We start from the raw sequence: 20,930 nt of genomic DNA on the forward strand, positions 1-20,930 counted from the left end.
AGAACCTCCCAGGATCACATGATCACCGACAGGGGAACGACCCGTCGGACTGCGATCCCATCATGCTCTGGCTTCGACCACAAATCGCGGAGAAACACTGGGTGGCAACAGGTTTCACGCTTCCGCACACGCTCAGTGCAGGCCCTCGCCACACTTGACGCAATACCGGCCGGTCGCCTCGTCACCCCCGCTCCAGTCATGCGGTGGGCACTCGGACTTGGCATCGCTCATGGCTACCTCCTGGGCCTTGCCCCGGTCAGCGGGTCAGCAGAGCTATGCACTCAACATGGTGGGTCATCGGGAAGGCGTCAAACGCACGCAACTCCGCCAGCTGGTAACCGTGCGTGGCGAACAGTCCGACATCCCGGGCCAGCGCCGCCGGATCGCAGGCGATGTGCACCACCCGATCAGGCCCGGCCGCCGCCACCGCGGCCACCACGTCCTTGCCCGCGCCCTTGCGCGGCGGGTCCAGCACCACCACGTCGGGCCGTTCCGCGCGCAGTTCCGCCGAGCCCAGCACCCGCTCCACCCGGCCCACCCGCAGCCGCACCTGGGGCAGGTCGGCCAGGTTCGCCGTGCCGTCCACGACGGCCCGCTTCGAGGACTCGATCACCAGCACCGAGCCGGCCGGGCCGACCTGGCGGGCCAGCACCGCGCCGAAGAGCCCGACCCCGCCGTAGAGGTCCCAGGCGGTCCCGCCGACGGGGGCCTGTGCCCAGTCGTCCACGACCTGGGCGAAGGTGTCCGCGGCGGCCGGGTGGACCTGCCAGAAGCCGCTGGCGGCCAGCCGCCAGTCCCGGCCCGCGGCGTGTTCGTGGGCCAGGCCGTCGCCCGCCATCACCCTGGGCGGGCGGTCCTTGCGGATCTCCGCGATGTGCACCTGGCCGGTGCTGTCCTTGGCCACCTCCAGCTCCGTGCCGGGCTTCCAGCTCCGGTTCAGCACCGGCTCCAGGGCCCCTGGCAGGGCGATGGCGCAGTCCCGCAGCGGGATCACCCGGTGGCTGCGGTGCGCCCGCAGGCCCGCGCGGCCGCCCTGGCCGACGGCCAGCCGGACCCGGCTGCGCCAGTCCAGGGAGCCGCCGGGCAGTTCCTCCACCGTCACCTTGCGGTCCAGGCCGGCGATCCGCTGCAGCTGCTCCATGACCACGGCGGCCTTGAGCGCACGCTGGGCGGCGGGGCTGGCGTGCTGCCAGTCGCAGCCGCCGCACTCACCGGGCGCGGCCAGTGGGCAGGGCGGGCTGACCCGGTCCGGGGACGGAGTGTGCACGGTGATCGCGTCGGCGCGGCAGAACGAGCCGCCGTTGTCCTCGGTGACCTGGACCAGGGCCTTCTCCCCCGGCAGGGCGTGCCGGACGAAGAGCACCCTGCCCTCGTGCCGGGCGACGCAGTGGCCGCCGTGCGCCACCGGGCCGATCTCGACCTCCAGGCGGCGGCCGGTCCAGTCCAGGCGGTCCTGCGTCACGGTTTGCTGCTCTCCTTCTTGGCGGCGGCCTTGGCGGCCGCCTTCTTGCGGCGATCTTCAGCGGCCTTGCGCGTGGCGTGGACCGGGTCGAAGCCGCGGCGGATGGCGCCGGGCACGACCACCGGGGCCTCGGCGACCCGGCGTTCGGAGGAGACCAGCTGCCAGGGCACCGACACCACCATCACACCGGGCTGGAACAGCAGCCTGCCCTTCAGGCGCAGCGCGCTCTGGTTGTGCAGCACATGCTCCCACCAGCGGCCGACCACGTACTCCGGGATGAACACGGTCACCACGTCCCGCGGGTTGCTGGTGCGGATCCGCTTCACGTAGTCCAGCACCGGCTTGGTGATCTCGCGGTAGGGCGATTCGACCACCTTGAGCGGCACCGGGATGTCCTGCCGCTCCCACTCGGTGACCAGCTTGCGGGTGTCGGTGTCGTCCACGTTGACCGTGACCGCCTCCAGCACGTCCGGCCGGGTGGCCCTGGCGTAGCTGATCGCGCGCAGGGTCGGCATGTGCAGCTTGGAGACCAGCACCACCGCGTGGTTGCGCGCGGGCAAGGTGTGCGAGCGGTCCGCCTCGGCCGCCTCCAGCTCCTGGGCCACGTGGTCGTAGTGCTTGCGGATGCCGGTCATCAGCGCGAACACCGCGGCCATCGCCGCGATCGCGACCCAGGCGCCCAGGGTGAACTTGGTGATCAGCACCACGATCAGCACCACGCCGGTCATGACCATGCCGAAGCCGCTGATCAGCCGGGACCGCTTGAGCCTGGTGAGCACCGCGGTGTCCTGCTCGCCGCGCAGCAGCTTGTTCCAGTGCCGGACCATGCCTGCCTGGCTGAGCGTGAAGGAGACGAACACGCCGACGGTGTAGAGCGGGATCAGCCTGCCGACCTCGGCCTCGTAGAGGATGACCAGCAGGATGGCGAACCCGGCGAGGAAGACGATGCCGTTGGAGAAGGCCAGCCGGTCGCCGCGGGTGTGCAGCTGGCGCGGCAGGTAGCGGTCCTGGGCCAGGATCGAGCCGAGCACCGGGAAGCCGTTGAACGCGGTGTTGGCGGCCAGCACCAGGATCAGCGCGGTGACCGCGGCGATGAACACCGCGCCCACCGGGAAGCCGTTGAAGACCGCGTTGGCGATCTGCACCACCATGGTCTTCTGGTGGTAGTCCGCCGGGGCGCCGCCGAGCTGGGTCGCCGGGTGCTCGGCGATCTTGACCCCGGTCAGCTGGGCCAGCACCACCAGGCCCATCAGCATGATCACCGCGATCAGGCCCATCAGCAGCAGCGTGGTGGCCGCGTTGCGCGACTTCGGCTTGCGGAAGGCTGGCACGCCGTTGCTGATCGCCTCGACCCCGGTCAGCGCGGCACAGCCCTGGGTGAAGGAGCGCAGCACGATCATCGCCAGCGCCAGGCCCATGAGTTCGTCGTGCTCGGCGTTCAGGGTGAACCCGGCGCTTTCCGCTGGCATGCTCTCGCCCAGGATGAACCCGCGGAACATCCCGAACAGGATCATCAGGATCATGCCGATCATGAACGCGTAGGTCGGGATGGCGAAGGCGCTGCCGGACTCCCGGATGCCGCGCAGGTTGACCGCGGTGAGCAGCACGATGGCCACCACCGCGAAGATCACCTTGTGCTCGGCCACGTACGGGATCAGCGAGCCGATGTTGGCCATCGCCGAGGAGATCGACACGGCCACGGTGAGGATGTAGTCCACCAGCAGCGCGCTGCCCACGGTCAGGCCGCCGTAGCGGCCCAGGTTCGCGTTCGCGATCTCGTAGTCGCCGCCGCCGGAGGGGTAGGCGTGCACGTTCTGCCGGTAGCTGAAGACGACGGTCATCATGACCACCGCCACCGCCACCCCGATCCACGGCGCGAACACGTAGCCCGAGAGCCCGGCGATGGAGAGCACCAGGAAGATCTCCTCCGGCGCGTAGGCCACCGAGGACAACGCGTCGGAGGCGAACACCGGCAGCGCGATGCGCTTGGGCAGGAGCGTGTGGGAGAGCCGGTCACTGCGGAACGGCCGCCCCACCAGGAGGCGTTTGGCCGCGGTGGCGAACTTGGACACGGGACGCAGCGTAGACGGGGCCACCAGCACCGGGCCCGGTCAGCCGTCGGTATGTTGGCAAAGTCGGAACACGGGTCGCGGCCATCCCCCGTTTGGGGGAAGGTTAGATGTACCGCCGTGCTTGGAGGAGGAACTTAGTGCACGTGGTCATCATGGGCTGCGGCCGTGTGGGGGCTTCGCTGGCCAAGGGGCTGGAACGGCTCGGCCACACCGTCGCGGTGGTGGACAAGAACGTGCAGTCCTTCCGCAGGCTCGGCGGGGACTTCCACGGCCAGCAGGTGGTCGGCATCGGCTTCGACCGGCAGGTGCTCATCGAGGCCGGGATCGAGCGGGCCGGGGCCTTCGCCGCGGTCTCCAACGGCGACAACTCCAACATCATCTCCGCCAGGGTGGCCAGCGAGACCTTCGGCGTGGAGCACGTGGTCGCCCGGATCTACGACCCCAAGCGGGCCGCGGTCTACGAGCGCCTGGGCATCCCCACCGTGGCCACCGTGCCCTGGACCACCGACCGGTTCCTGCGGATGCTGCTGCCCGACGGCGTGGCCACCGCCTGGCGCGACCCCTCCGGCACGGTGGCGGTCTTCCAGCTGCCGCTGCACGAGGGCTGGGTCGGCCGCGAGGTGCGCGAGGTCGAGGAGGCGGTGGGCGCCAGGGTGTCCTTCGTGATGCGCTTCGGCACCGGCGTGCTCCCGGACCGGGACACCGTGGTGCAGTCCGGCGACCAGGTCTACGTCGCCGCCCTCTCCGGCACCGTCACCGATGTCAGCGCGGCCGCTGCCCAGGCTCCCGAGGAGAACAACTGATGCGCGTCGCCATCGCCGGGGCCGGGGCGGTCGGCCGGTCCATCGCCCGCGAACTGCTCGACTCCGAGCACCAGGTCATGCTGATCGAGCGGGACCGCAACCACTTCGACCCACACGCCGTCGAACAGGCCGAGTGGGTGCACGCCGACGCCTGCGAACTCTCCTCCCTTGAGGAGGCGGGCATGGAACTGTGCGACGTGGTCATCGCCGCCACCGGCGACGACAAGGTCAACCTGGTGGTGGCCCTGCTGGCCAAGACCGAGTTCGCGGTCCGCCGGGTGGTCGCCAGGGTCAACGACCCCCGCAACGAATGGCTGTTCACCGAGGCCTGGGGCGTCGACGTCGCGGTCTCCACCCCGCGCATGCTCGCCGCCATGGTCGAGGAAGCCGTCACCGTGGGCGACCTGGTCCGCCTGCTGACCTTCCGCCAGGGCGGCGCCAACCTGGTCGAGGTGACCCTCCCCGAGGACACCCCCCTCTCCGGCCGCGCCGTCAAGGCCCTCCGCCTCCCCCGCGACGCCGCCCTGGTCACCATCCTGCGCGGCGGCCGGGTCATCGTCCCGCAACCAGACGACACCCTGGAAGCCGGCGACGAACTCCTCTTCGTAGCCACCAGCGACGTGGAAAACGAAGTCCAGCAAGCCCTCCTGAGCTGACCCACAACGGCCAACACTCGGATCTGACCGAGTGTTGGCCGTTGTCGTACGCCGAGTTGGCCGTTATGGACGCCGAGTTGGCTGCTATGGACGCCGAGTTGGCCGTTGTCGTACGGCACGTTGGCCGTTGTGGGACGCCATAGGCAGCTGCGGTCGGGCGAAGCCCGGGGCGGGCGGCGGGGGTGGCTTTTCGAAAACCTTCCCCGAGCGGTTCCCCATCCCCGTCAGCCTGGAGAGGACACACCGCATCCTGGGCAAGCGGCCTGCAACCTGCTTGGCCCTAGCCTCCCAACCGCAACGGGCCGCTTGCCCAGGATGTGGTTTGGTATCGGAGGGCTGACGGGGATGGGGAACCGTACGAGCACTGCTCTTTGCCTTTGACTTTGTTCTTCCCCCCATCCTTTGATTCCTGCCCGTCCGGCGAGGACGAACTTGATCTTCGCTCTTGACTTTCAACCCGAAGATCAAGAAAGGGTGGCCTCGCCGGCCGGGCAGACCACCGGAGGGGTGGGGCAGATCAACACCCGGGGCAAGCGGGTTGCGGGGCGGGGTTTGGGCTGCCGACTTAAGACCCAGCGTGGCTCCGAGGGCTCGCGTGTTCTCCGTACGGCCTTCCGCCAGCCAACCACACCCCGATGAGCGGCCCCCGTCGCGTTGGGTTGGCCGGGCTGCGGTTTGTGTTGCAGGGGCCGCTCATCGGGGTGTGGTCTGCATGCTCCAGGCCGTACGGAGAACACGCGAGAACCCTCGTCGTGGGGGTTTCACCCCTCCGCCCCGACCCTCCGCCGTCCCACAACGGCCAACGTGGCGTACAACAACGGCCAACACACCGTCCATAACGGCCAACTCGCCGTCAACAACGGCCAACACTCGTGCAGAACCGGGTGTTGGCCGTTGTGGACGAGGGTCAGGCTGGGTTGGTGCTGGGGGTTGTCGCGGGTTCCTGCTCGGCGTGGGCCTCTTCGATCTGCTTGGCTCGGCGTACCGCCCAGACCGTGACCAGCAGCGCGACCGCGGTCAGCGGATATCCCATGGCGAGCCGGGTGATTCCCAGCAGCGTGGTCTGGTCGCCCTCGTACAGCCAGTTCTGCACCACGAACCGGGCCGCGAACACCAGCGTCCAGAACACCGTGGCCAGGTCGTAGCCGAAGCGGGCCTTGGGGTGTTCGCGCCAGCCGAAGCCGTGCCCGTTGAGGCCGGACCAGATGACGCCCACCAGCGGCCAGCGCACCAGCAGGGAGACCAGGAACAGGCCGCCGAAGATCAGGCTGACCCAGATGCCGTACAGGAAGAAGCCCTTGGCCTCGCCGACCCGGTAGGCGATGAACGCGGCGATGCCCACGCCCAGCACGCCGGAGACGGCAGGCATCAGCTTCTCCTTGCGGATCAGCCGCCAGAGGCCGATCGCCACGGCCACGCCAAGGGCGCTCCAGATCGCCGGCCACATGCTGGTGGCCCAGTTGACGAAGACGAACACCGCGACGGGCACGGAGGCCGAGATGAAGCCGACCAGGCCGCCCATCTGCTCCCACATGGTGGGCATGGGCTCCGCGACTTCCGCCGCGGCGTCCTCGGTGGCGGCGTCCGCTGTGGCGTCCTTGGCGGGTTCGAGATCGGCGGACCTGGGGTCCGGGGACTCGGGCTGCTCCGGCACGGCGGTCGGACCGGCCTGCGGAGTGGTGGATTCGCTCATACGCTCACGATCAGGAGGTGGTCTGCAGCTCGTAGTACGGGTTGTAGAGCACTTTACGCCCGTCCCGCACCGCGATCCGCCCCCGCGCCTTGATCGTGCGGCCCGGCTCAATCCCGGGGATGCGGCGCCTGCCGAGCCACACCAGGGTGACCCCCTCGGTGCCGTCGTACAACTCGGCCTCCAGGGTCGCCACCGCGTCGCGCGGGCACAGCTCCACGCTGCGCAGCCGCCCCAGCACGGTGACCTCTTCGCCGGATCGGCAGTCGCACGCCTTCACGGCGCCCTGTGCCTCGGCTTTTCGGGACAGGTCGTCGGCGTCCAGCTCGCTGACATCACTCGTCAGCTTGCGGACCATCCGCCGCCAGTAGCCCCCGCTGCCACTCATTCCGGCGCTCCCCATACGAAAGGGGCCCTCCGTTGTGGCCCCGATATACCGCCAGGGTAACCATCCGGGGTTGTTTTTACTCCAGACGGGCTGACCGGCGGTTTCACCGTTTAGAACGCCTACAAACGGGACAAAGTTCCCGCCCCGTTCACGCTGCTCGGCGGGGGTGTGCTTGGGCACAGCAGGCCAGATCACACCCGGACCCGGTTCCGGGCCCGGGTGCGGTTTGTCTAGCCCTGTTCCTGGGCCAGGTGCTTGGCGATCGCGTCCGGCAGCTCCAGCGGCAGCGGGGTGCGCACCGGCAGCGGCGACTCACCGCGCACCACCACGGTGCCGCGCACGATCTCGCGCAGCGCCGCACCGGCCGCGGCGGAGTGCTCGGTCGGTCCGGCCGCGACCGCGCGCAGCATCCAGCGCGGCCCGTCCACCCCGACGAAACGCAGCGACATCTCCGGCGAGGAGGCCACCAGCTCGGTGCCCCAGTCCCCGCCCTCCAGCACCACCCTGGCGCCGTCGTTGCGCAGCTGCTCGGCCAGTTCCTTGCTGACCTCCTGCCACAGCCCACCCGAACGGGGCGCGGCGAAAGCGCTCACGGTGAGCCGGGCCACCGGGGTCACCAGGTGCACGGCCTGCACCTCGCCCTCCGGCGCCACCTCCACCTGGAGCTGGGTGCCGTCGGGCACCGGCACCCGGATCGAGCCGAGGTCCAGCCGGGACACCTGGTCCGCGGGCGCCTCGCGCTCGTCGTAGGGCCCGTCGAAGCCCTCCTCGGCCGACTCGCCGCCGTGCTCGAGGTGTTCCCCGCCGCCGGCCTGCTCGCCGGCCGCCTTGCGCCGCTTGCCGCGCCGCCCGAACCCGAACATCCCCTCAGACCTCCGTCACATCAGGCGAACCGCCGTGCTGCCCGGCTCGCTGCCCGGCCAGTGCCGCGGCTCCCCCGGTCGACCCGTAGCCGCCCGCACCGCGCACGGACCCGGGCAGCTCGGCGACCTCGCGGAACTCGGCCTGTTCGACCCGCTGGATGACCAGCTGCGCGATCCGGTCGCCGCGGAGCAGCTTGATCGGTTCGCGCAGGTCGTGGTTGACCAGACAGATCTTGATCTCGCCGCGGTATCCCGCGTCGATGGTGCCAGGTGTGTTGACCACGCTGAGCCCGGCTCTGGCCGCCAGCCCGGAACGGGGGTGCACGAAGGCGGCGAACCCGATGGGCAGCGCGATCGCCACCCCGGTGCCGACCACCGCACGCTCTCCCGGTGGCAGCACCAGGTCGCTGGTGGTCACCAGGTCGGCGCCGGCATCGCCGGGACGGGCGTAGGACGGGACGGGCACATCCGGATCAAGCCGGGTCAGGAGCACCTCAACGCTGGGCACGGCGGGCGACATTACCCTGATGCCCGTGAGCAGGAACGCGCGCGCGGTCGATACGGCCGGGGATGTCCACTTCAGTGAGCGGCTCTACCTTCCGTGGTGGGGCTGGCCGCTACCACTGGCCGGCGCGGTGCTGCTGGCCGCGGAGATCCACATGGGCTACCCGGGGGTGCGCTCCTGGCTGCCGTACCTGCTGCTGGTGCCGCTGGTCGTGGTGACCATGCTGTGGCTGGGTAGGCGGCAGGTGCAGGTCAAGGACGGCGAGCTGTGGGTGGGCGAGGCCCACCTGCCGCTGGAGTTCGTCGGCAGGGTCACCGTGCTGGACGCCGAGGAGAAGCGCCCGGCGCTGGGCCGGGACCTGGACCCGGCCGCGTTCGTGGCGCACCAGGGCTGGGTCGGACCCGCGGTGCTGGTCGAGCTGACCGACCCGGACGACCCCACCCCGTACTGGATCTTCAGCGTCCGGCAGGCGGAGAAGCTGGCCGGACTGCTGCGCGAACTGGCGGCCAAGTCCGCCCAATAGTGTCCGAGGGCGGCGTCGAGCACGCTGCCCTCGCGACCGTCGGTCCGGGCACCAGCCATCCCCAGGCTGGTGCCCGTGCCCGCTCAGTCGCAGTCGCGGCAGATGTACTGCCCGGCCTTCTCCCGGGACAACCGGCTGCGGTGGTGCAGCAGGAAGCAGCGGGAGCAGGTGAACTCGTCGTCCTGCTTCGGGAGCACCTTGACGGTCAGCTCCTCGCCGGACAGGTCGGCGCCGGGCAGCTCGAAGTTCTCGTCCGGCGCGTCGGTGTCGACATCGACCACCCCGGACTGCGTCTCGTTACGCCGCGCCTTCAGCTCTTCAAGCGAGTCCTCGGCGAGGTCGTCGGTCTCGCCACGGCGCGGTGCGTCGTAGTCGGTCGCCATCGTGTAGTCACCCCTGCGTTTTGCTCAAGATGGTGGTTCGTGCCGCTGGTTAACGTTCCAGCGCACCGTTTTGTGCCCGCCGTCCCCAGTGACGGCCGTCTCTCTTCGAGAACGCGGTGCCGCCGGAGAAGTCGATCAGGTAAATCGGCTTACCGGCGGGCCGGAGCGCCGAGAGGATAGCCCATCGCGGCGTGTCGCATTCACTGGGTCACCCATAAGCGCGGCCGATGTGGCCAGTAGCACCCCATCGGCCGACAAGGAAGACGAAACTGGTCACGCATGCCGAGCCGTTACCGCCTAGGCTGATCGTCGACGTGGGTTCAGGCGATGGCGGACAACGCCGGGGAGGGCGGAGGACGTGGCAGCGGGGAGCGTGAGGCAGGGCCTCGGACGTTATCGGAGGCGACGCCCGCTACCGGCGCTGATCATCCTGGCCTTGCTGGGTGTGATAGCGACGTTCGTGTGGAGCAAGGTCTTCCGCAACGTCGACGATGTGGAGGCCGCGGTCCGCTGTGACGGTCCCCCCGCGGTGGAGGCGGGCAAGACCCCCTACAACGGCCAGGGCCAGGCCAGGGACGCCCTGGACAAGACCGACCCGTGGCCTGCCAGCGATGTGAAGATCCGCGTGCTCAACGGCGGTGGCCTGCGCGGACAGGCCAAGTTGGTCAACGAGGAGCTGATCGGTTTCGGCTTCAACAAGGCAGGCGAGCCGGGCGACGACCCGGTCTACGCGGACAAGCTCAGCTGCCACGGCCAGCTCCGCTACGGCCCGAACGGGGCAGGCGCGGCGCGCACGATGAGCCTGCTGGCCCCGTGTGTGCAGCTGGTCAGGGACGAGCGCCAGGACTCCACCGTCGATGTGGTGCTGGGCAAGAAGTTCGACGGGATCAAGCCGGCCCCGAGCACCCGGCAGCTGCTGGACAAGCTCAAGGAATGGGCCGAGCAGCAGCCCGAGAAGGGCGGCCAGCAGGCCGCTCCGCCGCCCCCGCAACTCGACGCCGAACAGCTCGCCAGCGCACGCAACGTGCACTGCTGATCACCGAGTGTTGGCCGAACTCGTACACCGAGTTGGCCCAAGTGGTACACCAAGTTGGCCCAACCGGGCGTCCCGGTTGGGCCAACTCGGCATTCTCAGATCTCGGCGGCGCCGGAGCGGCGGAGTAGTTCTGTCAGTTCTGCCGCCACGCCGGGGGTCACGGCGAGGGTGAGGTCGGCGCCCAGGCCGTCCGGGTCGGCGCCGTCGGTGTTCGGGCGGCGCAGCACCGCGCCCGCCTCCTCGGCGATCAGGCCGCCGCCCGCCCAGTCCCAGTGCCCGAGCCCGTGCTCGAAGTAGGCGTCCACCCAGCCCGCCGCCACCGAGCACAGGTCGATCGCGGCCGAGCCGCTGCGCCGCAGATCGCGCACGCCCCTGGCCAGCCGCGCGGCCAGGTCGGCCTGCCTGCCGCGCCGCTCGACCTGGTACGCGAACCCGGTCGCGACCAGCGCCAGCGGCAGTTCGACGGTGGCCGAGGCCCGCAGCGGCTCGCCGTCCAGGGTGGCCCCCTGACCACGCGCCGCGCTCCACACCCGGCCCGCCGCGGGCTCGACCACGCAGGCGGCCACCGCGATCCCGTCCACCTCGGCGGCCACCGAGACCGCGTACTGCGGCAGGCCGTAGAGGTAGTTCACGGTGCCGTCAATCGGGTCGACCACCCAGCGCACCCGGGCGCCCGCGGCGTCATCGCCTGCTTCCTCGCCGAGCACGCCGTCGGCGGGACGCAGTTCCGCCAGCCGGGACCGAATCAGGTCCTCGGCCGCGCGATCGGCCGCGGTGACCACGTCCGTCGCCGTGCTCTTGGTGTCCACCGCGCCGGAAAACCGCCGCTGACCACCTCTCATGGCCGCGACCAGTTCGCCTGCCGCGCTCGCCACCTCGATCGCGACGGTGCGCAACCGGGCCGGATCCACCAACGTCGGTACCTCATCAGCCAGACCCACGGGACCATACGACCACATGACCGTTATGGTCTGCGCACCACGTTTCTGAATCGAACAGGAAGGACCACGGGGATGAGCGCTACCCGCGGGTTCGGAGTCGATATCGGCGGCTCCGGCATCAAGGGCTGTGTCGTGGACCTTGAGACCGGCGTGCTCGAAGGCGAGCGGCTACGCATCCCCACTCCGCAACCGTCCACGCCCGAGGCGGTGGCCGAGGTCGTCGCGGAGATCGTCGGGAAGTTCGGCTGGGAGGGGCCGGTCGGCGTCACCCTGCCCTGCGTGGTCAAGCGGGGCGTCGCGCACAGCGCCGCCAACGTCGACCCCGGCTGGATCGGCACGGACGCGGCCGCCCTGTTCGCGGGCAAGCTGGGCCGGGCCACCTCCGAGGTCGTCGTGCTCAACGACGCCGACGCGGCCGGCCTGGCCGAGATGCGCTTCGGCGCGGGCCTTGGCAAGGACGGCACGGTGGTCCTGCTGACCTTCGGCACCGGTATCGGCAGCGCGGTGTTCCTGGACGGCAAGCTGGTCCCCAACACCGAGTTCGGCCATCTTGAGGTGGACGGGCACGACGCGGAGAAGCAGGCCGCGGCCTCGGTCAAGGAGGACCTGGACCTGTCCTGGGAGGAATGGGCGCCCAGGGTCACCCGGTACCTGCGGGTGCTGGAGGACCTGGTGTGGCCGGACCTGGTGATCGCCGGCGGCGGGGTCAGCAAGAAGGCGCACAAGTGGCTGCCGCTGCTGGAGGTGCGCACCGAGGTGGTGGCGGCGACGTTGAAGAACGACGCGGGCATCGTCGGCGCGGCCAGTGCCGCGGCCGGGCTGCGCGGCTGATTTCCCTTTCCCGGCCCGCAACGGACGGGCCAGGCCCGTCGTTACAATGGTGGACGCCCGCGGCACTCTGCGCCGGGGGCGCTCCCCCGAACACTCCGGCGGCCTAGGTTCGCGCCCTTGGCCTGCCAGTGAACGATCCCCGCGAAAGGGCGTACGTGGCCACCGCAGACACCGCTACCCGGCCTTCCCCCGCGCTGGAGGCCGACGAGCAGGCGACCCCGGCCCGCAAGGCCCCGGCCAAGACGGCGGCCAAGCCTGCCGCCAAGAAGCCCGCCGCCCGGACCACCAAGGCCGCCACGGGCAAGACCCCGGCCGCCAAGGCCCCGGCGAAGAAGGCCGGTCCGGCAGGCAAGGCCGCGGCCAAGCCGACCGACGGCGACGAGCCGGTCCTGGAGGACATCGAGGAGGACCTCGAACTCGAGGCCGATCTTGTCGTCGCCGACGAGCCGGAGCCCGCCGAGGAGGAGCCGCAGAAGACCGGCAGCTTCGTCTGGGACGAGGAGGAGTCCGAGGCGCTGCGGCAGGCCCGCAAGGACGCTGAACTCACCGCCTCGGCCGACTCGGTCCGCGCCTACCTCAAGCAGATCGGCAAGGTCGCCCTCCTCAACGCCGAGGAGGAGGTGGCCCTGGCCAAGCGGATCGAGGCCGGTCTCTACGCCGCCGAGCGCTACCGCCAGATCGAGGAGGAGGGCACCCAGCTCTCCACCCAGATGCGCCGCGACCTGCGCTGGATCATCCGGGACGGCGAACGCGCCAAGAACCACCTGCTGGAGGCCAACCTCCGCCTGGTGGTCAGCCTGGCCAAGCGCTACACCGGCCGCGGCATGGCCTTCCTGGACCTGATCCAGGAGGGCAACCTGGGCCTGATCCGGGCAGTCGAGAAGTTCGACTACACCAAGGGCTACAAGTTCTCCACCTACGCGACCTGGTGGATCCGGCAGGCCATCACCAGGGCCATGGCCGACCAGGCCCGCACCATCCGCATCCCGGTGCACATGGTCGAGGTCATCAACAAGCTCGGCCGCATACAGCGCGAACTCCTCCAGGACCTGGGCCGCGAACCCACTCCCGAGGAACTCGCCAAGGAAATGGACATCACGCCCGAGAAGGTCCTGGAGATCCAGCAGTACGCGCGAGAGCCGATCTCGCTGGATCAAACCATCGGCGACGAGGGCGACTCGCACCTGGGCGACTTCATCGAGGACTCCGAGGCCGTGATCGCGGTCGACGCGGTCTCCTTCACCCTGCTGCAGGACCAGCTCCAGTCCGTGCTGGCCACGCTGTCCGAGCGCGAGGCCGGCGTGGTCCGGCTGCGGTTCGGGCTCACCGACGGCCAGCCGCGCACCCTGGACGAGATCGGCCAGGTCTACGGCGTGACCAGGGAACGGATCCGCCAGATCGAGTCCAAGACGATGTCCAAGCTGCGGCACCCGTCGCGCTCGCAGGTGCTGCGCGACTACCTCGACTGAGTTCCGGCACGGACACCACGAGGCCGCCGACCCCTCCCTCCAGGGTTCGGCGGCCTCTGCCGTGCCGGTCTCAGTTCCCGGGTGCTCAGTCCTTGAACGAGCCGTCGGCGCGGCGGCGGTGGTTGGCCAGGATGTGGCCGCACTGCGGGCAGTGCCGGCGCAGGAAGTGCTTGAGCAGGTACAGCAGGCCGAGGGTGGCCAGGTAGACGGCGGCGATGAACAGCCGCTTCACCAGCCAGACGAAGCCGGGGTCGGTGCAGGTGCGGCAGTCGCGGCAGGACACGGGGCGCTCCTCGGGCGGGGCTCGGGGACTCACCCTCCAGGCTGCCCAGCGGCGGGGACGCGTGGGGACGGGTGGCACCTGAGACGCCCCGGATTTCGTCCCCTAGGGAGTGACCGGGGCGAACGGCGGTACCCGTACCCCCACTCGGAGGTGCACGACCGGTGAGCGCTACCGTACTCCGCGTGACGAAACGGAAGACGCAGACTCGGCGGAGTGACCGCCCCCTCGGTAGTTCGGTGTGGCTCCGGCCCGCGCGTCCCGGTGAGGGCCGCCAGGTCGAGCAGCTTCTGGTGTCGGATCCGGCCACCGGGAAGGCGCTGCGGGCCTCGGTGGACGCCGACCGCGCGGACGGCACCGACGGCTCGCACGGGCTGGTGCTGGTGGCGGCCGACCGGCGGCACGAGGAGAAGCTGGTCGGGATGGCCGCGGCCGGGGTGCCGCGCACGCTGATCGGCGGGCTCGGGCTGCCCGCGGAGGCCAACCGGCTGCTGGTGCGCTCGCTGATCGCGGTCAACGGGGTCGCGGTGCTGCCGCAGACGGTCCAGCACGGCCTGGTCGGCCGGTTGCTGAGCGGGATGGCCAAGCACTACCGCGAGGCCGGGTTCCAGTGGGTGTTCGGGCAGTGCCGGATGGGCAACGACGCCTGGCTGACCCACCTGCGCGGCCTCGGCTTCACCGTGGGCGCCGCCGGCGTGGACATCCGGCTCAACTCGGCGCTGTGGCCGCACAACTCGACCATCCGCACCCAGAACGATCTGCACGCGTTCTTCCAGCCGCTGGCCGAGCAGCCCTCGATGCGGATGGCCATGATGCCGGTGCCGAACGGGATCGCCCGCCAGCCGGTCGCGGTCTGATTCCCAGAATTCGGGAACCCATACTCCGGCGCAGTACAACAAAACAGACACGTACTGGACTTCGAACCGCATCAGGCCAACCGGAGCCCACTGGTTGCCGCAGCGCTGACCAGCCCGGTTACCCACAGCAACGGTGACTCCACCACAGTTTCACAAGGTCAGCCCTAGCCTGGGCACGAGTTGCCGCCATGTCACGGTTATTGAGGACGAACGGCGGCAACTTGATAAGGCATCTGGATGTCGGTGGGCGATCTTCACAACCGCCCATGCACACTCGTAGTGTTCAACCCTGCGACAACCGGGTAGTTCGGACGTGACCGGCATCGCCACGAGGTCGGGAACACTAACGAACCGCCGGACGTCTGCATAGAGTGGAACCAGCGCGACACCGCGGCAGCAGCCACACCGCCTCGGAGTCTCGCTGGCAACAACGGGCACCGGATGAGCCGGTGCCGGGACGGAGGGAGATTCACATGCCTGGAACACTCACCCGCCCCGAGCTGACCGCTGCCGACCGTTGCGACCGTTGCGGGGCCGCTGCTCGAGTTCGTGCCGTTCTGCAGTCCGGGGGCGAGCTCCTGTTCTGCGGTCACCACGCCAGGGAACACGAGACCAAGCTGAAGGAGCTTGCGGCGAACATCCAGGAAGGGTGATCGGCGCACAGTCCCTGATCCGACGAGCCCCACGGGCGGAGATCCTTTGACCGGGATCTCCGCCCGTGACACATCCCGGATCTTTTTCAGCTCTCAGCGAACACGCAACGGGCCAACGGCGGCCGACAGCAGGGTTGCCATTGCACGAGCAGGTGTTGACGGACGGCGGTGCGCGGGACTGGCACCGGATCAGCGCGGGCCGCTGATTCAGCCGTTGGCGAACACCTGCTCGAACGCCAGTTCGGCCGCGCCCACCAGCGCGGCGTCCGCGCCCAGCGTGGACGTCACCATCCGTAGCCGGCCCGCGGCCCGCCCGACCAGACTGCGCCGGGACACCGTCTCGGCCACCTCGGTCACCACCACGGGCGGCAGCACGGCCAGCAGTCCTCCCAGCACCACCAGTTCGGGCGCGACCACGTTGACCACGTTGGTCAGACCAAGGGCGAGCCACCCGGCGAACCCCTCGAGCCGGTGCCTGGCGTCCTCGGGCCGCAGCGCCAGCGAGGCCAGTTCAGCCGCGATCTCCGATCGTGCGGCGCCCCCGGTGAGGTTGAGCGCGCGGCACAGCGCGTCCTCGCCGATCTCGGTCTCCCAGCAGCCCCGGCAGCCGCAGTAACAGGACCGGCCCTGCGGGTTGACCACCATGTGCCCCAGCTCGCCGACGTAGCCGCCGGTGCCGCGCAACGGCGCGCCGCCGACGATCACCCCGCCGCCGACGCCGACCTCCGCGGAGAGGAAGACGATGTCCGCGGCGTCCCTGGCCGCCCCGCGGATGTGCTCGGCCAGCCCACCCAGATCGGCGTCGTTGCCGACCTGGACGGGGAGCCGTAGTTCGGTGGAGAGCATCCGGCCGAAGGGCACCCCGGTCCAGTGCAGGTTGGGCGCCTCGTGCACCAGGCCGTCGGCGCGTCGCACCACGCCGGGCACGGACACGCCGATGCGCACCGGCGGCCTGCCCAGTTCGGTGGCCAGTTCCCGGCAGGCGGCGGCCACCTTGGCCAGCACCGTCTCCGGATCGGCTCCGCCCCTGGCCTGGGCCCAGTGCCTGCCGCCGAGCACCACGCCGCCGATGCCGACCGCGGCCACGGTCACCTGCTCGACGCCCACGTCCACCGCCAGCACCGGCACCGCCCGCGCCTGGGGCAGCACCAGCAGCGAGGGCCGTCCGGCGCCCTGGCGGTGCGTGGGGACCTGTTCGGTGACCAGGCCGAGCGCGGTCAGCTCGTCCACCAGTGCCTTGATCGTGCTGCGGTTCAGCCCGAGTTCGGTGGCCAGTTCGGCTCGCGTGCTCGGGCCGTCCACATGCAGCCGTCGGAGCAGCGCGGCCCGGTTGTGCCTGCGGACCTCGTCCGGTCTGGTGCCCGCGGTGGGCGCGCTGCTCAACGTCACTCCCCTGCTCGACGCACGCGGGGGACGTCCTCGGCCCCCGCCGAACCCGGTCCGACTCGCGTCAGCTCAGCGCACCCCGGCAGGCGCGCGCCGCCGGGACAGCGCGTCCACGCTGGCCGCCAGCAACAGCACCAGCCCGGTGACGATGGAGACCACCGCGGCGGGCTCGCCGAGCAGTCGCAGACCGTTCTCGATGGTCGCGATCACCGCGCCGCCGACGACCGCGTCCCGGACCCGGCCCTTGCCGCCGAAGAGCGAGGTGCCGCCGATGACCGCCGCGCCGACGGCGAACAGCAAGGTGTTGCCGCCACCGGCCTGCGGGTCGACGGAGCCGACCTTCGAGGAGTAGATGATCGCACCGATCGCGGCGACGGTGGAGGCGATCACGAACACCGACATCCGGATCTTGCGCACGTCGATACCGGCCCGGCGGGCCGCCTCGGCGTTGCCGCCCACGGCGTAGACGTGCCGGCCGTAGCGGGTGCGGTCGAGCACAAAGGTGCCGATGACCAGCAGGAACAGCACGATCGGCACCACGTAGGGCACGCCGGAGATGGTGATCGCCTCGTTCAGGCTGCGGTTGAGCGTGAGCAGGTAGGTGCCGATCGCGCCGAGCACCACCACCGCGCCGACCTTGACCAGCACCAGCGAGGTCGGCGGGGCCACCAGCTTCTTCTTCAGCCTGCCGAAGTGCCTGGTCAGCACGGCCACCGCGTAGCCGCCGACGGCCAGCACCAGCAGCAGCCAGCTCAGCCCGGTGGACAGGTTGCCGTTGGCCACCTCGAACAGCACGCCGTCGCCGACGCCGAGGGTGCCGCCCTCGCCGATGTACTGCAGCACCACGCCCTGCCAGGCGAGGAAGAGGGCCAGGGTCACCACGAAGGACGGGATGCCCACCCTGGCGACCAGGAAGCCGGTGAGGCAGCCGATCGCGGTGCCGAAGCAGATCGCGAGCAGGATCTCCACCCACGGGTTCGCGGGCACGCCGACGATCATGATCCCGGCGGCCAGCACGGCCGGGATGGCGGCCACCCAGAGCCTGGTCAGCACGGCCATCACCGCGGCCAGCAGCAGGCCGAGGATGGTGATGATGAAGACCGCGAGGCCCATCTTGCCGAGCAGGTTGCCGCCGGTGGACAGGTGCAGCGCGAAGATCGCCGCGGTGACCCCGGAGGCGGTGCCCGCGGACAGGTCGATCTCGCCGAGCAGCAGCACGAACACCAGGCCCATGCCGATGACCACGGTGCCGGCGCCCTGGGCGAGCAGGTTGGACAGGTTGCCCAGGGTGAGGAAGTCACTGGACTGGCTGGCGAAGAAAACGAAGAGCACGGCGAGTCCGCCCAGTGCGGGCAGCACGCCGAGCTGACCGCCGCGCAGCCGGGCGCCGTAGTCGCCAACGGACTGGCCGAAGCTGCGCTGCGTGTTGTCGATGCCGAAGTCGGCGACGGCGGTCGAGCCGCCATCGGGCTTGGCGGCCCCGGTGTCGGCTTGGGTCTCGGTCATCTGGAGTTCCTTGGGTGAAAAAGTGCGCGGGAAGGTCTTCAGGCGGGCTGGGCCTCGATCGTCAGATCGTGGCGGCTTCCGGCTTGGCGATACCGATGTCGCCGGTGCGGCCAGCGGTGATCAGCTCGACCGCCTGGCCGTGGGTCAGGCTCTTGGTCGGCACCTGGGCGGCCAGGCGGCCCAGGTAGAGCGCGGCCACGGTGTCGGAGACCTCGAACACGTCGTTCATGTTGTGGCTGATCAGCACCACGCCGAGACCGTTGTCGGCGAGCCTGCGCACCAGGTCCAGGACCTGGCGGGTCTGGGCCACGCCCAGCGCGGCGGTCGGCTCGTCGAGCAGCACCACCTTGCTGTCCCACAGCACCGACTTGGCGATGGCCACGGTCTGCCGCTGCCCACCGGAGAGCGAGGCCACCGGGGTGCGCACCGACTTCACCGTGCGCACGGACAGGTCGGCGAGCACCTGGCGGGCCGCCTGCTCCATGGCCGCGTCGTCCAGGGTGAGCCCGTTGGTCTTCTCCCGGCCGAGGAACATGTTGTCCACGATGTCGAGGTTGTCGCAGAGCGCGAGGTCCTGGTACACGACCTCGATGCCCAGCGCGGCCGCGTCCCGCGGGCTGCCGATGTGCACCGGCTCCCCGTTGAACAGGATCTCGCCCGACTCGATCGGGTGGATCCCGGCGATGCACTTGACCAGCGTGGACTTGCCCGCGCCGTTGTCACCGACCAGCGCGGTGACCTCACCGGCCTTGACCGCCAGGTCCACGTCGTGCAGCACGTGCACCGGACCGAAGCTCTTGTTCACGCCACGCAGTTCGAGAATGTTGCTCACTGCTGGAACTCCAGGTTGAGAAGAAAGTGCTCAGGCATGAGCCAACGGCAGGGCGGGTCGGGGGGCGCCGCCCTGCCGTGGCGATCAACCAGCCGGATCTGCCCGGCTGAGTCTCATCCGTCGATCAGCCGACGGTGATACCGGCTTCCTTGCACTTCGCGACCAGGTCGTCCTTGCAGAACTCGGTGGCCTTGACGAAGCCCGAGTCCACCACGACCTTGACGTTGGCCTTGGTGATGGTCTGCGCGGACAGCAGCACCGACTTCACGTCGCGCTTGCCCTCCGGGTCCTTCTCGATGCCGGTGGCCAGCGCGTCGGCCGAGGCCTTGTCGTTCTTGGCCAGCGCGATCGCGATCTTGGCCGCGTTGCCGGCCTCCTCGGCGATCGGCTTGAACACGGTCATGCACTGGTCGCCACGCAGGATGTTGGCCAGCGCGGCCGGGTCGGCGTCCTGGCCGGTGACCGGGACCTTGCCGTTGAGGCCGTTCTTCTTCAGCACGGTGATCACCGCGGAGGCGAGGCCGTCGTTGGCAGCGAGCACGCCGTCAACCTTGCCGTTGTTGCGGGTCAGCTCCTGCTCGAAGATCGTGTTGCCGAGCTGGTTGTCCCACTTCTGCACCCACTGGTCGCCGCCGAGCTTGGCCTGGCCCGAGGAGTAGAGCGGCTTGAGGATCTTGTCCGCGCCGTTCTTGAACAGGGTGGCGTTGTAGTCCTCGGGACCGCCGTTGATCTGCACGATGTTCGGGGTGGCCTTGCCTTTGAGGCAGTCCACCAGCCCCTGCCCCTGCAGCTCGCCGACCTTGGTGTTGTCGAAGGAGACGTAGTAGTCCGCCGAACCGCCCAGGGTCAGGCGGTCGTAGTCGATGGTCGGGATGCCTGCGGCCTTGGCCTTCTTCTGCACCGCCGCGCCACCCTCGTTGCTCAGGCGCGCGATCATCAGGACCTTGACGCCCTGGGTGATGAACGAGTCGGCGATGGTGGAGAACTTGCCGGGATCGTTCTCCGCGTTCTGGATCAGCGGGGTGACTCCCGCCTCCTTGAGCGCCTTCTCCAGCAGGGGCTTGTCGAAGCCCTCCCACCGGGCCGAGGTCTTGGTGTCGGGGAGGATCACACCGACCTTGGGTCCGCTGCCTTCGGACCCACTCGCGCCGGTGGTGCTACCGCCACCACCCGTGCTGTTCGCTCCGCACGCCGACAGGGCCAGGGCCAGCCCCGAGCCGACGGCGATCAGGCCAAGCGTCTTGCTCCGCATCCGCCCGTTCCTCCTACTGCCGTGGTCGTGACACTCCGCGACGAGCGTCACGACCCGGAAATGTTGTGGGTCACAACGTATGCCTCGGATAGGCGATTCGGAAGCCTTCTGAATCCATACAGAAGGACAGAAGAGACACGATGGTGGCACGGCCTGATAACCGGCCCGTAACCGTCGTGAGAGCGCGTTCGCAGAGGTAGCAGCGCTTACGCCCAATCGCGTCACACCCCCGGACCGCGCCAGCACGGCGTGTTGGCCGTTACGGACGGAGTGTTGGCCGTTGTGGGACGGCGTGTTGGCCGGTATGGGACACCGGTTTGGCGGTTGTGGACGCGCGAGACCGGTCGCCACCGGGACTGCTCGCCGCTGTTATCCGGCGAGTTGGGCCAACTGGTACGTCGAGTTGGCCCAAGTGGGCGTACCAGTTGGGCCAAGTGGTGCGGGGGTGCGGATCACGTCGCCGATTCGCCAGCGTGCCGTACGACAACGGCCAACACCCCGTACGACAACGGCCAACGTGGCGTACGACAACGGCCAACACG

At 69.9% G+C, this 20,930-nt stretch carries 21 protein-coding genes; 8 read left to right on the forward strand and 13 right to left on the reverse strand.

Annotation, left to right across the window (positions count from 1 at the left end):
* Window positions 1-256: 256 nt before the first annotated feature.
* Both ACTOWY_RS28445 and ACTOWY_RS28450 read right to left on the reverse strand, forming a co-directional pair.
* The gene (locus tag ACTOWY_RS28445; RefSeq protein ID WP_441312681.1) at window positions 257-1,462 is read right to left on the reverse strand and encodes a class I SAM-dependent RNA methyltransferase; all 1,206 of its coding nucleotides are present in this window, start codon (window positions 1,460-1,462) and stop codon (window positions 257-259) included.
* A complete protein-coding gene (locus ACTOWY_RS28450; protein WP_441312682.1) occupies window positions 1,459-3,534 on the reverse strand; it encodes an APC family permease in 2,076 nt (691 codons plus the stop codon). Before ACTOWY_RS28450 ends, ACTOWY_RS28445 begins: the two co-directional genes overlap by 4 nt.
* Before the next feature lie 137 nt (window positions 3,535-3,671).
* On the opposite strand from ACTOWY_RS28450, the gene ACTOWY_RS28455 reads away from it, so the two are divergent.
* Window positions 3,672-4,337 carry a potassium channel family protein gene (locus ACTOWY_RS28455; RefSeq protein ID WP_185002806.1) on the forward strand — a complete coding sequence of 222 codons (666 nt, stop codon included), beginning with the start codon at window positions 3,672-3,674 and terminating at the stop codon, window positions 4,335-4,337.
* A complete protein-coding gene (locus tag ACTOWY_RS28460) occupies window positions 4,337-4,993 on the forward strand; it encodes a potassium channel family protein (RefSeq protein WP_185002805.1) in 657 nt (218 codons plus the stop codon). Before ACTOWY_RS28455 ends, ACTOWY_RS28460 begins: the two co-directional genes overlap by 1 nt.
* A 907-nt stretch (window positions 4,994-5,900) precedes the next feature.
* Here ACTOWY_RS28460 and ACTOWY_RS28465 read toward each other — a convergent pair.
* The 4 genes from ACTOWY_RS28465 to dut all read right to left on the reverse strand — a co-directional run bounded on the left by ACTOWY_RS28465 (window position 5,901) and on the right by dut (window position 8,442).
* Window positions 5,901-6,686 (reverse strand): DUF3159 domain-containing protein, encoded by a 786-nt coding sequence (locus ACTOWY_RS28465; protein WP_441312683.1) that lies wholly within the window; start codon window positions 6,684-6,686, stop codon window positions 5,901-5,903.
* A 10-nt stretch (window positions 6,687-6,696) separates the two neighbouring features.
* On the reverse strand, window positions 6,697-7,071 hold the full coding sequence (locus ACTOWY_RS28470) for an OB-fold nucleic acid binding domain-containing protein (RefSeq protein WP_185002801.1): 375 nt from the start codon (window positions 7,069-7,071) through the stop codon (window positions 6,697-6,699).
* A 230-nt stretch (window positions 7,072-7,301) separates the two neighbouring features.
* Window positions 7,302-7,934: a DUF3710 domain-containing protein gene (locus ACTOWY_RS28475; protein ID WP_441312684.1), complete on the reverse strand. Its 633-nt coding sequence runs from the start codon at window positions 7,932-7,934 to the stop codon at window positions 7,302-7,304.
* A gap of 4 nt (window positions 7,935-7,938) precedes the next feature.
* Entirely contained in the window at window positions 7,939-8,442 is a 504-nt protein-coding gene (gene dut, locus ACTOWY_RS28480; RefSeq protein WP_441312685.1) for a dUTP diphosphatase, read from the reverse strand.
* Between the two features lie 19 nt (window positions 8,443-8,461).
* Between dut and ACTOWY_RS28485 the strand changes: the two genes are divergently transcribed.
* Window positions 8,462-8,962 carry a DUF3093 domain-containing protein gene (locus tag ACTOWY_RS28485; RefSeq protein ID WP_441312686.1) on the forward strand — a complete coding sequence of 167 codons (501 nt, stop codon included), beginning with the start codon at window positions 8,462-8,464 and terminating at the stop codon, window positions 8,960-8,962.
* 83 nt (window positions 8,963-9,045) lie between these two features.
* Here ACTOWY_RS28485 and ACTOWY_RS28490 read toward each other — a convergent pair whose 3' ends face one another.
* On the reverse strand, window positions 9,046-9,345 hold the full coding sequence (locus tag ACTOWY_RS28490) for a DUF4193 domain-containing protein (RefSeq protein ID WP_185002796.1): 300 nt from the start codon (window positions 9,343-9,345) through the stop codon (window positions 9,046-9,048).
* A gap of 373 nt (window positions 9,346-9,718) precedes the next feature.
* Here ACTOWY_RS28490 and cei point away from each other — a divergent pair, with 373 nt between their 5' ends.
* A complete protein-coding gene (gene cei, locus ACTOWY_RS28495) occupies window positions 9,719-10,381 on the forward strand; it encodes an envelope integrity protein Cei (RefSeq protein ID WP_308302096.1) in 663 nt (220 codons plus the stop codon).
* Window positions 10,382-10,476: 95 nt separating this feature from the next.
* On the opposite strand, the gene ACTOWY_RS28500 is transcribed toward cei, so the two are convergent.
* Window positions 10,477-11,340: an inositol monophosphatase family protein gene (locus ACTOWY_RS28500; protein WP_441312687.1), complete on the reverse strand. Its 864-nt coding sequence runs from the start codon at window positions 11,338-11,340 to the stop codon at window positions 10,477-10,479.
* A 54-nt stretch (window positions 11,341-11,394) separates the two neighbouring features.
* Between ACTOWY_RS28500 and ppgK the strand changes: the two genes are divergently transcribed.
* Both ppgK and ACTOWY_RS28510 read left to right on the forward strand, forming a co-directional pair.
* Window positions 11,395-12,153 carry a polyphosphate--glucose phosphotransferase gene (gene ppgK / locus ACTOWY_RS28505; protein WP_441312688.1) on the forward strand — a complete coding sequence of 253 codons (759 nt, stop codon included), beginning with the start codon at window positions 11,395-11,397 and terminating at the stop codon, window positions 12,151-12,153.
* A 128-nt stretch (window positions 12,154-12,281) separates the two neighbouring features.
* Window positions 12,282-13,622 (forward strand): RNA polymerase sigma factor, encoded by a 1,341-nt coding sequence (locus ACTOWY_RS28510; RefSeq protein WP_441312689.1) that lies wholly within the window; start codon window positions 12,282-12,284, stop codon window positions 13,620-13,622.
* A gap of 85 nt (window positions 13,623-13,707) precedes the next feature.
* On the opposite strand, the gene ACTOWY_RS28515 is transcribed toward ACTOWY_RS28510, so the two are convergent.
* Entirely contained in the window at window positions 13,708-13,905 is a 198-nt protein-coding gene (locus ACTOWY_RS28515; protein WP_185002789.1) for a hypothetical protein, read from the reverse strand.
* 182 nt (window positions 13,906-14,087) lie between these two features.
* Between ACTOWY_RS28515 and ACTOWY_RS28520 the strand changes: the two genes are divergently transcribed.
* On the forward strand, window positions 14,088-14,759 hold the full coding sequence (locus ACTOWY_RS28520) for a hypothetical protein (protein ID WP_441312690.1): 672 nt from the start codon (window positions 14,088-14,090) through the stop codon (window positions 14,757-14,759).
* 473 nt (window positions 14,760-15,232) lie between these two features.
* Window positions 15,233-15,412, forward strand: coding sequence for a DUF7455 domain-containing protein (locus ACTOWY_RS28525; RefSeq protein WP_246492521.1), 180 nt, complete (start codon window positions 15,233-15,235; stop codon window positions 15,410-15,412).
* A 207-nt stretch (window positions 15,413-15,619) separates the two neighbouring features.
* On the opposite strand, the gene ACTOWY_RS28530 is transcribed toward ACTOWY_RS28525, so the two are convergent.
* The 4 genes from ACTOWY_RS28530 to ACTOWY_RS28545 form a co-directional block, all read right to left on the reverse strand.
* Window positions 15,620-16,795 carry an ROK family protein gene (locus tag ACTOWY_RS28530; RefSeq protein ID WP_441312691.1) on the reverse strand — a complete coding sequence of 392 codons (1,176 nt, stop codon included), beginning with the start codon at window positions 16,793-16,795 and terminating at the stop codon, window positions 15,620-15,622.
* Between the two features lie 72 nt (window positions 16,796-16,867).
* A complete protein-coding gene (locus ACTOWY_RS28535) occupies window positions 16,868-18,304 on the reverse strand; it encodes a sugar ABC transporter permease (RefSeq protein WP_441312692.1) in 1,437 nt (478 codons plus the stop codon).
* Window positions 18,305-18,365: 61 nt separating this feature from the next.
* A complete protein-coding gene (locus tag ACTOWY_RS28540) occupies window positions 18,366-19,136 on the reverse strand; it encodes an ATP-binding cassette domain-containing protein (protein ID WP_441312693.1) in 771 nt (256 codons plus the stop codon).
* 124 nt (window positions 19,137-19,260) lie between these two features.
* Window positions 19,261-20,388 (reverse strand): sugar ABC transporter substrate-binding protein, encoded by a 1,128-nt coding sequence (locus tag ACTOWY_RS28545; protein ID WP_441312694.1) that lies wholly within the window; start codon window positions 20,386-20,388, stop codon window positions 19,261-19,263.
* Between the last annotated feature and the right edge of the window lie 542 nt (window positions 20,389-20,930).

Origin of the sequence: Crossiella sp. CA198 (assembly GCF_052078295.1) — a bacterium.
Lineage (GTDB): Bacteria > Actinomycetota > Actinomycetes > Mycobacteriales > Pseudonocardiaceae > Crossiella.